Origin of the sequence: Spongiactinospora sp. 9N601, assembly GCF_044326295.1 — a bacterium.
In the GTDB taxonomy this organism is placed as follows: domain Bacteria; phylum Actinomycetota; class Actinomycetes; order Streptosporangiales; family Streptosporangiaceae; genus Spongiactinospora; species Spongiactinospora gelatinilytica.
Genome location: NZ_JBIRBB010000031.1, coordinates 1 through 14,583, shown reverse-complemented (window position 1 = coordinate 14,583; position 14,583 = coordinate 1). Strand labels below are relative to the sequence as shown.

13 protein-coding genes are annotated in these 14,583 nt (G+C 68.6%); 7 read left to right on the top strand and 6 right to left on the bottom strand.

All coding sequences use genetic code 11. The annotated features are described in order from the left end of the window. Positions 1–90 precede the first annotated feature (90 nt). Positions 91–249: a hypothetical protein gene (locus ACH34R_RS42045; RefSeq protein WP_397567209.1), complete on the bottom strand. Its 159-nt coding sequence runs from the start codon at positions 247–249 to the stop codon at positions 91–93. A gap of 515 nt (positions 250–764) precedes the next feature. Here ACH34R_RS42045 and ACH34R_RS42040 point away from each other — a divergent pair. Continuing rightward, positions 765–983: a hypothetical protein gene (locus tag ACH34R_RS42040; protein ID WP_397567208.1), complete on the top strand. Its 219-nt coding sequence runs from the start codon at positions 765–767 to the stop codon at positions 981–983. Here ACH34R_RS42040 and ACH34R_RS42035 read toward each other — a convergent pair. Beyond that, positions 970–5,496, bottom strand: coding sequence for an AAA family ATPase (locus ACH34R_RS42035; protein WP_397567207.1), 4,527 nt, complete (start codon positions 5,494–5,496; stop codon positions 970–972). The two genes, ACH34R_RS42040 and ACH34R_RS42035, sit on opposite strands and share 14 nt — an antisense overlap. Before the next feature lie 14 nt (positions 5,497–5,510). Further along, a complete protein-coding gene (locus ACH34R_RS42030; RefSeq protein ID WP_397567206.1) occupies positions 5,511–5,816 on the bottom strand; it encodes a trypco2 family protein in 306 nt (101 codons plus the stop codon). 626 nt (positions 5,817–6,442) lie between these two features. Here ACH34R_RS42030 and ACH34R_RS42025 point away from each other — a divergent pair. From ACH34R_RS42025 to ACH34R_RS42015, 3 genes are all read left to right on the top strand, one after another. Next, positions 6,443–6,844, top strand: a complete 402-nt coding sequence (locus tag ACH34R_RS42025) for a hypothetical protein (protein WP_397567205.1) — start codon at positions 6,443–6,445, stop codon at positions 6,842–6,844. Positions 6,845–7,145: 301 nt separating this feature from the next. Continuing rightward, a complete protein-coding gene (locus tag ACH34R_RS42020; RefSeq protein WP_111168830.1) occupies positions 7,146–7,325 on the top strand; it encodes a PspC domain-containing protein in 180 nt (59 codons plus the stop codon). A gap of 274 nt (positions 7,326–7,599) precedes the next feature. Next, positions 7,600–7,998, top strand: a complete 399-nt coding sequence (locus tag ACH34R_RS42015; RefSeq protein ID WP_397567204.1) for a transposase — start codon at positions 7,600–7,602, stop codon at positions 7,996–7,998. A 1-nt stretch (position 7,999) separates the two neighbouring features. Here ACH34R_RS42015 and ACH34R_RS42010 read toward each other — a convergent pair whose 3' ends face one another. Continuing rightward, a complete protein-coding gene (locus tag ACH34R_RS42010) occupies positions 8,000–8,218 on the bottom strand; it encodes a DUF4240 domain-containing protein (RefSeq protein WP_397567203.1) in 219 nt (72 codons plus the stop codon). 195 nt (positions 8,219–8,413) lie between these two features. Continuing rightward, positions 8,414–9,007: a TetR/AcrR family transcriptional regulator gene (locus ACH34R_RS42005; RefSeq protein WP_397567202.1), complete on the bottom strand. Its 594-nt coding sequence runs from the start codon at positions 9,005–9,007 to the stop codon at positions 8,414–8,416. 83 nt (positions 9,008–9,090) lie between these two features. On the opposite strand from ACH34R_RS42005, the gene ACH34R_RS42000 reads away from it, so the two are divergent. The 3 genes from ACH34R_RS42000 to ACH34R_RS41990 all read left to right on the top strand — a co-directional run bounded on the left by ACH34R_RS42000 (position 9,091) and on the right by ACH34R_RS41990 (position 12,438). Further along, positions 9,091–10,041 (top strand): NADP-dependent oxidoreductase, encoded by a 951-nt coding sequence (locus tag ACH34R_RS42000; protein ID WP_397567201.1) that lies wholly within the window; start codon positions 9,091–9,093, stop codon positions 10,039–10,041. A gap of 531 nt (positions 10,042–10,572) precedes the next feature. Further along, positions 10,573–11,046, top strand: coding sequence for a MarR family winged helix-turn-helix transcriptional regulator (locus tag ACH34R_RS41995; protein WP_397567200.1), 474 nt, complete (start codon positions 10,573–10,575; stop codon positions 11,044–11,046). A gap of 129 nt (positions 11,047–11,175) precedes the next feature. Continuing rightward, the gene (locus ACH34R_RS41990) at positions 11,176–12,438 is read left to right on the top strand and encodes an amidohydrolase family protein (protein ID WP_397567199.1); all 1,263 of its coding nucleotides are present in this window, start codon (positions 11,176–11,178) and stop codon (positions 12,436–12,438) included. A gap of 880 nt (positions 12,439–13,318) precedes the next feature. Here ACH34R_RS41990 and ACH34R_RS41985 read toward each other — a convergent pair. Further along, a complete protein-coding gene (locus ACH34R_RS41985) occupies positions 13,319–13,912 on the bottom strand; it encodes a YdcF family protein (protein WP_397567198.1) in 594 nt (197 codons plus the stop codon). Positions 13,913–14,583 lie beyond the last annotated feature (671 nt).

Below are 14,583 nucleotides of genomic sequence, written 5' to 3'. Positions count from 1 at the left end.
GAGGACCGGCGGGCAGCCCGGTCGCCGGCTACGCGGGGCCGATTCCTGGTCAGCGTGAGACAGCTGAAAACCGCTTGCTGCTGTGGCAATTCAGTGCCAGGTGATCGCTCCGAGGTTGTAGTACTTGTTGAACTTCGGCTTGGGGTCGTCATCGAAGATGCTGCGGAGTTCCTTGCCGTAGGGCGGGTCGTCGTGGCGGACCTCCCCGAGGGTGGTGTACGACGAGGCGAGGCCGATCGCACTCGGCACCCTTGTAGTCGAAGGAGTCCGGGAGGGCTCCTCACGACAGTTGGGCAGGTCGCCGCCGATCAGGTACGTATCGGACTGCCGACCGCCGCTGCGGCGGACATCGAAGACGGGCGAAGGCAGAGACATGGCATTGCCGCTTTCGTTGGTGATGACCACCTTGGTCATTCCGACGGCGGAGATCAGGCGGCCGGCCGGAGGGGGGTCACGGCCAGGCGTGCAGGACGGAACTGCGCGTGATCATCGACGTTATCGGCGCTCATGGGGGTAACGTACGGCGTCTTCTGCCGGGCTTTATAATGGGCGACCGAATACGCGAGAAGGCACAAAGACGGCCTCGCCGCGGGTGTGGCCCGGATGGAGGCGGTGCACCGCCGCAGGTGAGCCGGGCCACTGTCCTGCATACCTGGTGGGCCGGGTTCCCTGCTGCGAAGACGACGGGGACCGGAGGGTTCCAGGTGTCCCGGCGCGAGGGATCTATCGAGCTGCTCTGGAGGGTGGGCCCCGCCCTCGGCCAGATGACCATCGGCGGGGATGACGACCATCCGGCGGCGCGCTTCTGGCTGGAGGTCGTCAACGCCGTGGCGACCGCCTTCGCTCACATCCTGGTGAAGGCGGGCTACACAGGGCGGCTTGAGGTTCTGGCCCTGGTTCGTCGCCGACCATACCGCTGTCATCGCCATGCGGCAGCTCTCGCCGAGCGCCGTGCCCCCCACATCGTCATCACCGCGACGTAATGGTCGCAGCAGAGGTCGGCGACCGGGTGGTTCGGCCCGGCGGCGGCCAGCCGGGCCAGGGTTCGGGCGTAGCCGAGGCGGGTGGTGGCGACGTCGAGAGAGTCGAGGAACGTCTCGACGGCTCCGGCGACGGTTTGTCCGCCGGCCCGCTCGGCTGGGCGGACGCGGCCCGCGCGGGCCTGGGTGTGACAGATAATGCGAAATACAATTCCGCTGCCTGAAGGCGGCTTTCAGTAGCGGGACAGCTAGGCCGGTATGGCGCATTGGGGATGTACTGCTGCCATTCCTGAGGCGTGAACGGACGAACCGCGATGCTACAGACCGCTCGAAGAAGATGAGGAAGATCAGTCGGCAAGGCGACGTTCCATATCCGCACTGTCTTATCGTCGCCGGCGGTGGCCAGGCGCTTACCGTCCGGGCTGAACGCCGCCGAGTTCACCGGGTCGGTGTCGCCAGTGAGGGGGGCGCCGAGCTGGCGGCCGGTGTCCACATCCCATATCCGCACCGTCTTATCGTCGCCGGCGGTGGCCAGGCGGGTGCCGTCCGGGCTGAACGCCGCCGAGACCACCGGGTCGGTGTGGCCGGTGAGGGGGGCGCCGATTTGGCGGCCGGTGTCCGCATTCCATATTCGCACCGTCGCGTCGTAGCCGGCGGTGGCCAGGCGGGTGCCGTCCGGGCTGAACGCCGCCGAGACCACCGGGTCGGTGTCGCCAGTGAGGGGGGCGCCGAGCTGGCGGCCGGTGTCCACATCCCATATCCGCACCGTCTTATCGTCGCCGCCGGTGGCCAGGCGCTTACCGTCCGGGCTGAACGCCACCGACCACACCACGCCGATGTGGCCGGTGATGGGGGCGCGGATTTGGCGGCCGGTGGCCGCATCCCATATCCGCACCGTCGCGTCGTCGCCGGCGCTGGCCAGGCGCTTACCGTCCGGGCTGAACGCGACCGAGTTCACCGGATCGGTGTGGCCGGTGAGGGTGCGGACCGTGCGGCCGGTGGCCGTATTCCATATCCGCACCGTTTCGTCGTAGCCGGCGCTGGCCAGGCGCTTACCGTCCGGGCTGAACGCTACCGAGGACACGATGTCGGTGTGGCCGGTGAGGGTGCGGATCGTGCGGCCGGTGGCCGCATCCCATATCCGCACCGTCGAGTCCCAGCCACCGCTGGCCAGGCGCTTACCTTCCGGGCTGAACGCCACCGAGGACACGATGTCGGTGTGGCCGGTGATGGGGGCGCGGATTTGGTGGCCGGTGTCCACATCCCATATCCGCACCGTTTCGTCGTTGCCTGCGGTGGCCAGGTGCTTACCGTCCGGGCTGAACGCGACCGAGTTCACCGGGTCGGTGTGGCCGGTGAGGGTGCGGATCGTGCGGCCGGTGGCCGCATCCCATATCCGCACCGTTTCGTCGTCGCCGCCGGTGGCCAGGCGCTTACCGTCCGGGCTGAACGCCACCGAGGACACGATGTCGGTGTGGCCGGTGAGGGTGCGGATCGTGCGGCCGGTGGCCGTATTCCATATCCGCACTGTCGCGTCGTTGCCTGCGGTGGCCAGGCGGGTGCCGTCCGGGCTGAACGCGACCGAGGACACGATGTCGGTGTGGCCGGTGAGGGTGCGGATCGTGCGGCCGGTGGCCGTATTCCATATCCGCACTGTCGCGTCGTTGCCTGCGGTGGCCAGGCGGGTGCCGTCCGGGCTGAACGCCACCGAGACCACCTGGCCGGTGTGGCCGGTGATGGGGGCGCCGATTTGGCGGCCGGCGTCCGCATCCCATATCCGCACCGTTGCGTCGTTGCCTGCGGTGGCCAGGCGGGTGCCGTCCGGGCTGAACGCTACCGAGGACACGATGCCGGTGTGGCCTTTAAGGACGCCTCGCGCAGGGCGGCTGAGTAACGCGGACATGCTCGCTCGGGCGTCGCCGGTCTGGGCAATCGCCCATGCCGCCGCTGCCAGGCGGGCCGACGTCAGCGGGTCGTCGTTGGGCCATGATTGGCTCCAGGCGGCTATCTCGCTGGAGAGTGCCGCGGTGCTTTTCCGAGCCGCGTCCTGCGCGAGGTACGCGGCAACTACCGCGGCGATGACCGCGATGACCAGGAGTCCGGCCAGGGCGGAGAACAGGGCCCGCCAGCGGCGCCGGTTGCGGGTGGCGGCCCGGGCGCCGGCGTGCAGGAAGGCGGTGGCGGTCTCGGGCAGCTTGAGATGGCGGCCGGGGTCGGCGTGCCAGCCCGCCGCAGCGTGCTGGGCCGTTTCCAGCCGGGTGCCGCGATAGAGGAACGACGCGTCCTGGCCGGTCTGCTGCCATTCGGTGGCGTCCTGGCAGATCTCGCCGTGCAGCCGGCGGTCGGCTTGGTTTTCGGCCAGCCAGGTGCGCAGGCGCGGCCAGGCGCTCAGCAGGACGTCGTGGGCGAGTTCGACGGTGCCGGCCCCGACCGGGTCCGCCCGCCTTGCCGGGAGATCTACCGCCACCGTGGTGGAATCGCTGCTCGCAGCGGTGGAGACGGAGGTGCCCGATGCGTCGGCGGGTGCGGGGGCGGGTGGTGCGGAACCGGTCACCATCAGCCGGGCGCGGGTGAAGGCCGTCACGACCTGGCGGACCACCTCGGGCTCGGCCCGCTCGCAGCGGGCGGTCAGCTCACCGACGGTCGCGCGCTGCCGCACGGGCTGCCCGTCGGCGCCGATGAGGGTCAGCGCCAGCAAGACCCCTTGGACGGCCTCCCGCTGCCGCGGAGAAAGATCGCGGTAGGCGTCCTCGGCGGCGTCCTCCACAGCGGAGGCGACGCCACCGGAGCGGTCGTAGCCGTGCAGGGTCAAATGTCCGTCGTGGCGGTTGTTCCAGGTGCGCACCATCGCCATCGACAGCAGTGGCAGCGCCCCCACCACCGACCTGCCACCCGCCGCCCCGTCCGCGGTGGCCCGGGTGTGGGCGATGAGGTCGCGCACCACCTGCTCGGCCAGGCCGTCCTGGAGGCGCAGCCCGGCCGCCGCGGCCGGTCCGGTGATCGCGCGGCGCAGTTCCGGCTCACTCATCGGGCCCAGCACGAACGCTCGCCCCTCCAGCGCCCGCGCCAGCGCCGGATGTGCGGCGCACCGGTCGATGTAGTCGCCGCGCACCGCCAGCACCACGATCCCGGCCGGCTCCCGATCGTGACGGTCCGTGTCCTTCCGGCCGGCCGCCTCCATACCCGGACCTGGCGGGCCGGATGGGGTGGCGATCGCATCCAGCGCGGCCACGAACGCGGCCACCTCCTCGGCGTGCCCGCTGAAGGAGGAGGTGAACAGCTCCTCGAACTGGTCCACCACCATGATCAGCCGCCGCGGGGGCTCGCCGGACCCGCCCAACTGGCCGCGGCGGATCGCCTCGGCGGCCAGCGCCTGCCGGGCCCGCGCCCGGGCCTGGGCCGGGTCGGCGCGCAGTTCGCCCAGCACCACGTCGGGGTCGGCGCCGCACCGCACCGCCAGCTGTGTGGCCAGCTTCTGCAGCGGCTGCTCGGAGGGGGTGAAGCGCACCTGCGGCCACGACGAGCACCCGCTGGGGTCGCCGGAGGCGGCGGTCAGGGCGGGCAGCAGCCCGGCATGCAGGAGCGAGGACTTGCCCGCCCCGGAGGCGCCGGTCACCATGATCAGACCGCCGTCCGGGCGCTCGGCGGTGACCATCGCCTGCAGCCGGGCGGTGGCCTGGCCCCGCCCGTGGAACAGGACCGCCTGCTCCGGGCCGAACGGCGCCAGCCCCTGATAGGGACAGCCGTCGGCCCACCCCCTGCCGCCGCCCGCCGCGGGCAGCGTGCGCAGCAGGCCAGGACGGGTGCCGAGCATCTCCCACCAGGCATCACGGTCGGGGAGGGTGTTGATCAGGGTGATCGGCACGATGGTGAGATCCGAGGTGCCCTGACGCGGCGCGTGTTCCGACACCACCCCGACCACGCAGTCGCCGGCCAGCACCGCCGACCCGGACATGCCCGACCAGACCGACCCGGCCAGCGTCGTTCCGGCCGCCGGCAGCGGCGGCCCCTCGGGCCGATGCCCGGTCTGCAGGGTGAGCAGGCCCGGCCCCGGCCGCTGCGAGACCGGGATCCTGCCACTGACCTGGGCGGCCTGCCGGACCGCCGTCGCGCCGTGACCGCGCTCCAGGAACCGTGGGAACCCCACCGCGCCGCAGTCTTCGACCACCTCCAGCCGCTCCGTACGATCGGCGACGCGCGCGAACCCGATCATCGGCAGCAGCCCGATCTCCGTCGGTGTGTCCTCGGTGACCTCCAGCACGGCCAGATCCGCGTGCCCGACATCTCCGCGCAGCAGCACGCGCGCCCGCCAGCTCGTCTTCGGGCCGTCGGGCCAGGGGATGGCGCGCCGGACCTCGATGTCGCCGTCGGCGACGGCGTGCAACGAGGTCAGAACGTGGCGGCCGTCGATCAGGAAACCCGAGGCGACCTGCCACTCCGTCCGGGTCCCCGAGCCGCGGCCAACGGTGACCTCGGCGATGACCTCGACGAACCGGTCCTGGATCGCCACCAGCACGGCTGCCCCCTTGGCTAACCCGGCTTGGCGGACGAGTGACGGGATACCTTGACCGGGTTACCGTGCGGATCGACTGGCGGCTGCAGGACGACGGTCACCTTCTGCACCCGGTCGTGCTCGACCTTGCCGCCGACGCCGGCTTCCAGCACCCATACATTGACCTTGCCACTGCCCTCGCCGGTCTTGGTCAGCCCGACCTGGAACTCCAGCGTCACCTCCCCGACAGGGAACTGGATCTCCGCATCACCGCCCGCGGCGATCGCCTCCCGCAGCTCCTGACGGATCTGCTCGATCGCCTCCTGCAGCCCAAGCTCCGCCACACGCCCTCCCACCACACCACAGAATCGGCCAGGACCCGATCGTAGGCCGCCGAACACCTGCGGCGCCGCACTTCCCACCGATCACCCACAAACCGACACCACATGACGATGGTCGCCGGTACGGCGACGCCGCCGGCAAGCCTGCGCCACCACAACCGGCCGGCCCGAAAACCCGATCGCGACAGGCCACGCGTGCCGGCCACCGCCGACCCCTTGCCGCGGCCACCAGACCGGGCACCCCCGAACGCCTGACCAAAACGGCCCGCCCCGCCGCCACCCTTCACCTACTGCCGGTGAGCTGGGCGAACGGGCTTATCGTACGGCGCCGTTCGTCCACACTCTGAGCGCCGAAGCCGCCCGGGAGAGCCTGATCATCGGCGTCATGCGAGGCTCCCGCCTCGAACTCGCGACCCACCACATCGACAACCTCGGCCCCGCCACGGCGGGGCCGTACTCGTACCGCCACGGGATCACGTCCGGCCACATTGCACTGGAGATCCCGGCCATTTACCGCCGGAACTTACAGCTCTGCCAGGCCGTCTCGCCGCTGGCGTGCCAGAGGTCCACGATTCGAAGATGGCGTTGGCTAGTTCTTCTCGGGCTTTCCAGATTCTGGGAGATCCTGAATGCCCTCTGACGGCTACGTACTCGACACCAGACTCCTCATCGAGGCAGGGCGCGGCGACAGCGACGTGGTCGCGCTCCTCCAAGTCCTCGACGCCGCGGACATGACCATCGTCGTTCCGGCGCTGGCCGTCACCGGCGCCATCGTGGACGCCGCCACCGATGACCAGCTCGCGCTGATGCGAGGAATCGGCCGGCTCGACTCGGCGACCTTCGCCGGGCTCGCCGAGTACGACGACGCCGCCGACCTGGGCGCGATGCGCAGCGAACCGCACGGCGACCACGAACTGTGGGACGTGCAGACCGTGCTTCGGGCAGCGCTCCGCGGCTGTCCCATCCTTACGGTGGACGCCGCGCGCGCTGGGCGGCCACCGTGCGGGAACTCACGGGGCAACTCCAGGTGATCGAGGTGGCTCAGCTCGACGGCTGACCGGGCTCGCCCGTGTCACCGTGACTGGCACGAAGATCCGATGCCAAGCGCCCCTCCGCCGGCCATCCAATACCTATGACCGGATCAGCGGTTCGGTCGTTCCGGGCCATATATGGACAAGGTCACCTGGTTCTGGCTGATGAAGTCGCCGCTTCAGGTGGTATCCACAACACCATGTCAGCACCCGCGAACCGCGCACTGCCCCAGCTTCAAACAGAAGTTGACCGGCGGCTCGGACTACTATAAAGGTGGACCGTTGCCCACGGAGGAGCATCATGTACCGCTCACGAGAGCACAGGATCCTGGCCGGTGTCTGTGGCGGTATCGCCGATAAGACTGGCCTGCCGCCTACGTTCGTACGGATCCTGTGGCTGCTTTTGTCACTTATCCCCGGCCCGCTGTGGGTGGTTTACGTCATCATGTGGATCTTCGTTCCAGAGGAGCCGGCCCGATAGGAGCACGACGACCCGACGATGATCGCTCGGCAATGCCTGAGGGCGGACACGGAGACGCTGCCATCTGTTGGGCATCATAAAGGCGGCCGAACTTGCCGGATGAGGGCCCGGCCCGCCTTCGTCAAGGTTTCTTGGGATGGCACACCCTTGGCTTGGTCTTTATCCTCCGGATTGTCATACCGAGCGGCGAGTTGATCGTTTCGCGGACAGCAAGACGGCCTTGAGTGATCATGTGCGGTGTCGAGTCGCTGCCGATCGCTACAAGGCCGTGAGGGTGAGTCGGCTGAACGATGCCGCCTGTGTCGAGTCCTCCAAAGTGCTGTCCCGGTTCCGAAACGATGTCCACGCCTGCCTGACCAGGCGGGCCGATGCGTTGTTCGAGCTGACCGACGTGCTGTTGTGCGCGCCGGGGCCGGTGCGCTCACCAGTGGGCCTGACCTTGTCACCGGAGTACCGGCGCGGCCACGGCGCCTTGTACAGCGGGCTCAGCCACGGCCGGATCGACGTGGAGCACCTGTGCAATGTACTGGCCAGGTTGCCGTTACCGCGCTGGCCGGAGGGGCGGCTCGTGCCGGCGGTGGATGTGTCGCCATGGCTGCGCTCGGACGCCGCCTGCTCGGCCGAGCGGCTGTGCTGCCCTGTCCACGGCCGGGCCAAGGTCCTTCTCGACTGAGTCATCGTGGGCCGGTTCGGCCAGGGTCAGCCGCGATCCGATCCACCGCCGCGCGTCCGTGACGGATGATCCAGGCGCGCACATCGCCGAAGAAGTCATCGCTCACGAATCCGAGCAGCACACAAGCGGCATCCCAGGCGGGCCAGGAGAACAATCGATCCTCGACGGCCTCCCACCGGTCACGAAACGCCAGCAGGACTTCCGTCGACGACGACGGCATCGGCGTTCTGCAGGGTCAGGTCGGAGCCGGCGCCGTCTATGGCGACCCCGGTGTGTGACGGCGGCCAGGGCGGGGGCGCCGTTGATGCCGTCGCCGACCATCGCTGCCCGCTCCCGCTGCCCGCCGGCTTCCAGATCACGGACTGCGGCGACCTTGTCGTCGGACAGGTCCGCGCTCGATCGTTTGCGGGACGGCTCAGTCGAGAGGCTTTCCTTGGCGGCGGGTCGTCGGAGCCGACGGCATGACCGCCTCGCGAAGCTCGGCGACGGCCTGGGCCATGAGCCGGGAAAGGGTGGTGTCCGGCTCGGCCAGCCAGCGGGGCATGGCACGCCGGTGGATCGACAGGACCACGTCGATGATGAAGCGTGCCTTGCCGGGCTCAACGCCGCGGCGCTCGAGCGCCGGCGCCAGCGCGTCGGCGATGTCGGCGAGCTTGATCAGGTCGCGCTCGGCCAGTGCCGGGTTGGCGGCGATCACTCGGCCCCGGCGCAACAGGAACTCGCGCGGGCGGAAGATCTCCTCAGCGGTTCCCAGCGCGCTCAGCAGCACCTCGATCGGTGTGAGGCCCGGGTCGGCCGCCTCGACCTGGGCGACGAGGTGTGCCTCGAGCTCGTCGCCGGCGAAGAGGACTTCCCGCTTGTCGGGGAAGTAGCGGTAAAACGAGCGCTCCTTCAGGCCGGCGGCACCCGCGATCTGCGCGACCGAGGTGCGCTCGAATCCCTGCGACTCGAACAACTCGAGTGCCGCGCGCTCGAGCCGGCCCTGTGCGTCGGATTCCCATCTAGGCATACGCACCAGCGTACGACAACAGCATCTGTTGTCACGATGTAAGGTAAGCGACAACAGATGCTGTCATCGCAGGAGAGGGTGCCATGAAGGCTCTTCAATTCGATCGGTTCGGCTCCCCGGACGTGATCGTGCTCCGTGACGTCCCTCGGCCGGAGCCGGAACCTGGCCAGATCCGGATCGCCGTGCGGGCGTGCGGCCTGACACCGGCCGACTGGCACCTCGTCGACGGTCTGCTCGCCGATCATCTGCCGCCGCTGCCGCGCGGGCTCGGCCTCGAGGTCGCGGGCACCGTCGACGCGCTCGGTGCGGGCGTCAGCGGAGTCCGGATCGGCGACCGCGTGTTCGGCCCGGCCACCTTCGACGGCCAGACGGCCGGCGCCGCCGAGTACACGCTGATGCCGGCCTGGGCACGCATCCCCGAAGGCGTAACCGCCGAGCAGGCCGCCGCGCTGCCGATGGCGGCCGAGACGGCCTGGCGCGCGCTCGACGACCTCGGGGTCCAGCCGGGCGAGCTGCTGCTCGTCCACGGCGCGGGCAGCACCGTGGGCGAAGCGGCGGTGCGCTTCGCGCTGCACCGTGGTATTCGGGTAATGGCCACCGCTGGGCAGACCCGTGCAGCAGCACTGGAAGAGATCGGTGCCCAGGTCACCGCTTACGGCGACGGCATGGCCGAACGCATCAGGACACTGTCCGGAGGCCACGTCGACCGCGCCCTGGACACGGCGCCGACCGGCGGCCGGATCGACCGCGCCGACCAGCCCAGCCCGGCCGGCGGCTCACTGCCGACCCTGATCGAGCTGACCGGTGACCCCGATCGTGTCCTCACCGTCTCGGACTTCGCCGCCGCGGCCGATCTGGGCGCCCGGATCACCACCGAGATCCGCTACGACCGGATGGACGAGTTCGCCCGGCTCGCCGGCGAAGGCATCCTGGTCATACCAGTCGCCCGCACCTACACGCTCGACCAGATCCAGGAAGCGGCCGAACTCAGCCAATCCCGCCGACCCGGCGGCAAGCTCATCCTCGTCCTGTGAGCTGTGATCACCCCGCCGGCCTGGTAGGCGAGACGGACCCCGGACGAGGGCGGCGCGGGTGCGTGCCAGATCGCTTCGCGCGATTGGGTGCCCGCATGACGCCCAGGGGGATACTACGGCGACCCCTCGAGGCCAGTCGCGTGCCTGCGACTCTGCCTCGTCGGCGTGTCGCCTTGGGTAGTACAGAGAAGTTTCCTGTGGGCCGTTGATGTCCTGTGGGGTCAGGCGACCCGAACCGAGGCCCGCGACTTCTCCACCTGGATCCAGTTCGCCGACAAGCGACGACAAGCCGACGTCCTCGGACCGGGCCGCGACACCGGCCCGGCAGAACCCAGTGACGGGCAAGCCCAGGCCAGGCCCCCAAGTACGCGCCGACGACGCGAGGCCACAGCGAGAGCGTCCTGCGACATTTCTACGACTTCCACCGGGACGCGAGCTCGGGACCGCTCCCCCCCTGCAGAGCTCGCCCAAGGGGTGCTCAGCAGGCGAACCTCACCGAAACGGTCCGTACATCGGGACTAGGCTGAGAGCGTGGTAGACGGATCTCGGTCGGCTGATGACGAACTACTCAACTCGGTCGGTGTGGCGTTCGCACGGCTTCGGCGGCGTACGCATCTGGTGAAGACCGAAGAACAGCAGTTCGATCGTAAGGACTTGTCCCGGAACCTGATCATCAACGCCATTGATGAGGCGGCGGGTGAGATGACGGTCGGTGGTATCGCCGAGCAGCTCGGCTTCGACGCGTCGGTCGCCAGCCGGATCGTCTCGGACATGATCTCCCGTGGCTACCTGGAGCGGGCGGCTTCCCAGCATGACGGGCGACGGACCGTGGTGCGCCTCACCGGGGAGGGCATCGTGCTGCGTGACCGATATCGCAGTCAACACCGGCAGGCGTTCGAGCACATCACCAAGGACTGGCCTGCGTGGGAAAGACTGGAGTTCGCACGCCTGCTGCTCAAGTACGCCGATGCGACCAGTGCCCTAGGCCAGAACGACGTGCCGTGACAGCCGACCTCGCCCCCGTTCTCAGCGTGTTCTCAGCTCCAATATGTATGCTTTAGGTCATGCATGTGCTTTACATCATGCATATGGCTGCGCGGGACTCGCCCGCGCGGCTTGCCTAAGGGAGACCCCATGGCTACTGCCATCACGAATGCGCGGATCTTCGACGGCGAACGCGTCCTTGGCACGGGGACCGTGGTCATCGATGGAGCGACGATCCTGGCTGTCGACGGCCCACGCGATCACGGCGCCGGTCCGTCGCGGCCGGTCGCGGAGTGTTCTGAGACCATCGACGCGCGCGGCATGACGCTGCTGCCGGGCCTGTTCGACACGCATGTGCACACCTCGATCGAGTCTCTGGCACTCGCCTTGACATTCGGGGTCACGACGGAGCTCGAGATGCAGGGAGGATTGACCGCCGGCCACCGTGCGGACATCACCGACAACGACGCCGTGGCGGACGTTCGTTCAGCGGGATTCGGCATCACGCCTCCCGGCGGCCATCCCGAGGAGCTGTTCCCCGAGGGCGAGGGCTCAGGCGACGGTCCCCCTGGTGGCGGCGACCAGGGGGATGGAGCGGACTTTGTCATGCCGTTCTGCACCACGCCGGAAGAGGCGGTCGCCTTCGTTCCGAAACTGATCGCGGGCGGCTCCGACTACATCAAATTCATGATCGACGACGGAACGGTCCTGGGGGAACCGGGGTTACCGATGCTCAATCAGGCGACCCTCGACGCCGGGGTCGCCGAAGCCCACCGCCACGGCAAGCTGACCGTCGCACACACGCTGACCATCGACGCCACCCGGATGGCGATCAAGGCCGGCATCGACGGCCTCGTGCACCTGTTCATGGACAAGCCCCACACCCCCGAGATCATCGACCAGATCGCGAAGTCCGGCGCATTCGTCGTGCCCTGCGTGGTCCTGGACGCCTCCATGATCGGCATCACCGGCAAGACCTTCTCCGCCGACCCCCGAGTGCGCTCCAGGCTGAGCAAGGAATGGCTGGCGACCCTGAACAGCAGCTTCAACCGTTACCCGAAAGGCAACCTCGCGGACATCCTGGCCTCGGTCAAAGCCCTGCGGGACGCCGGCGTGGACATCCTTGTCGGCACCGACGCCTCCGTGGCGGTGCCGTACCTCGGTGGACTCGCTCATGGTGCGAGCGTCCACCACGAACTGCAGATGCTCGTGAAGGCCGGTCTCAGCCCCACCGAGGCACTGTCCGCCGCCACCTCCGTGCCCGCCCGCCGGTTCGACCTCCGCGACCGCGGGCGCATCGCCGAAGGCATGCGCGCCGACCTGCTCCTGGTTCAGGGCGATCCCACCACCACCATCTCCGACACCCTGAACATCCAGGCCGTGTGGCGCCGCGGTGCGCGCGCCAAGCTCTGACCAAGGCCGACCGAGCAAGGATGTCCCAATTCGTGGCATGGCGGCCGAGACCCGGCCGCCCTCGCCCGAGGCGACAGCGATCATCCCCGGAACGCGGATGATCGCACTGAACGAACCGGCCAGCTGGCCAAGCCGATTCCGGCACAGAACCCTCACCGGCACAGTACAGACCGATCCCGGAGGATACTCATGCCCGACCACGACCGACCAGGCTCCGCCCCGGCCGAACCTTCCCCCGAATCCGGCGCCGGCACGCCGACCAAGGCGCCCGCCACCCCGCGATCTGGCGTTCCACGTCGCAGCGCTTTGACCGCCCTGGGTGCGCTGGGTGCGCTGGGCGTCACCGGATTGATCGGCGGGATCGTTGCCGCTCGCTCTGACCCCGCCGCTCCGGCCGCCACCGCCTCCTGTGCGCCAACGAGCACCGTCACCATCCGCCCTGCCGCTGTGACGCGGAGCATCTCCTCCTGCCACATGAGAAAACCGACGGTGCAGACCATGGCATTGTGAACACGGACCCGGTAAGCGGTGCTGAAGGCGAACAGGACCCGAATCGCACTCGCTCACTGCAATGGGCCGCTCATTGTATTGACTCCAGCGTTGTTAACGTGGTGATCGGTGGGTGGCCGCCAGTGCGGTATGGCATCGGTGGCGGTTGTAGGTGAAGGAAGTCTTGCAGGATGGTGTCCCGCTCGGAAATATGGTTTCGTGCGGGGATCTGGCCCAACTCGCCGATCGGATCACTATCGACTCGGCTGGATCCTGACCACCCACGACCGAGGTGATCCACGAGCTGATCGCCTAAGGCTGGAAGGTGACCGCCGAACTGCCGGCGCAAGCTTTCGCCCTACTTCACCGAACACATCAACCGGTTCGGGATCTACCCCACCGACGACCTGGCCATCCGGCGCAGGTTTCGCAGGCCGAGCAGCGCGAGGGCCGGCTTGACCAGGATCCACTCTCCGAGGCGGTAATCTCGCGCTCTTACCAGGCGGGTCGCGAGGTCGGGGCGCTGTCGCCAGAGGTATGCACGCGCCTTCTCGGCGTGCAGGGAATGGGAAACAATCTTGATGCTGTCCGCGTCTTCGATCAGCGGTATGACATTCCTGACGTTCTCCCAGGTAGAGCGGCTTTCGGTTTCGACAAGCAGCTCGCCACGGTATCTACATATCCCGCGTGCATAGTTCGCCATCAGTTCCGCTTCCGGTCGATCGCCACCCGCCGGGCCTCCGCTCAGGACGAGACGGCCCTCCGCCCTGTCGAGTGATCGCAGCCCGGCACGAACGCGCCACCGATTCACTGCGTTGATCCGGTTTCCTCGGTTGCGGAACCCGAGCACGACAACAGCTTCGCTCGTCCCATGCCCAGGTGCGGCGGAACCGAGCCGACGTTTGGACGCACGCCAGTGCTCTGCTTCACCCCATCCAAGCAATGCCAGAACCAGCGCGCAGGTGCCTGTCGTGATCGTATTCACGAGGGTCACACTAACTTGAATCCAAGCGAGTCCAAGGTCAGATATGACAAATGATGCCCTGGGCCGTCATCGGCCGGGCTGCAGGTCATGGCCTGGCGGTCGGAGGGCGAGCAGGTGCACGCGATCGACTTCACCTCCGGGAAGGTCATCAAGACCACCTCCCTGCCCCAGCCCTCGAACGAGCTCACCGGCACCGCCGACTGACCCCGACGGCCGCCTGGGCGCTCCGTGGGGCGGCGCCCAGGTCCATCCGTGGCTTGGTTCATCGAGCTCGCGGTTCAGCCAGGGGACGCCGTGAGAGCGGCCACCACGGCGCGTAGCCGATGTACAGCGCCTTGGCGGCCAGTCGCCGCGCGGCTGTGCAGGCCAGGGCCCCGCCATTAGGGCCCGGTGAGCCCAGCCCGCTCCGCTGTTCGTCATTCCCGCCTCCACCTGCCGAAGATCCCATGTCAGAGCCGGAAGGGTGACCCTCCGGTGATCCTGACCAATACTTCGGCCGGACTCTGGTAGACGCTCGATGGATGCTGGGCTGAGGTCACACTTCCTAGTGCTGTGACCGGAAACGATCACCGGGTTGGCGCGTAGGACGCTGCTGCCGGTTGGATGGTGCTGATCACGTTCGATTGGCGCTCGGGAGGTCAGGTGACGCAACCGGTCAGGGTCCGCAGGCT

Excerpts from the sequence above, each read along its gene's own strand:
- ACH34R_RS42000 (WP_397567201.1), top strand. The coding sequence starts at position 9,091 with ATGAAGGCTCTTCAATTCGATCGGTTCGGCTCCCCGGACGTGATCGTG.
- ACH34R_RS41990 (WP_397567199.1), top strand. The coding sequence starts at position 11,176 with ATGGCTACTGCCATCACGAATGCGCGGATCTTCGACGGCGAACGCGTC.
- ACH34R_RS42025 (WP_397567205.1), top strand. The coding sequence starts at position 6,443 with ATGCCCTCTGACGGCTACGTACTCGACACCAGACTCCTCATCGAGGCA.
- ACH34R_RS42020 (WP_111168830.1), top strand. The coding sequence starts at position 7,146 with ATGTACCGCTCACGAGAGCACAGGATCCTGGCCGGTGTCTGTGGCGGT.
- ACH34R_RS42010 (WP_397567203.1), bottom strand. The coding sequence starts at position 8,218 with ATGCCGTCGTCGTCGACGGAAGTCCTGCTGGCGTTTCGTGACCGGTGG.
- ACH34R_RS42040 (WP_397567208.1), top strand. The coding sequence starts at position 765 with ATGACCATCGGCGGGGATGACGACCATCCGGCGGCGCGCTTCTGGCTG.
- ACH34R_RS42005 (WP_397567202.1), bottom strand. The coding sequence starts at position 9,007 with ATGCCTAGATGGGAATCCGACGCACAGGGCCGGCTCGAGCGCGCGGCA.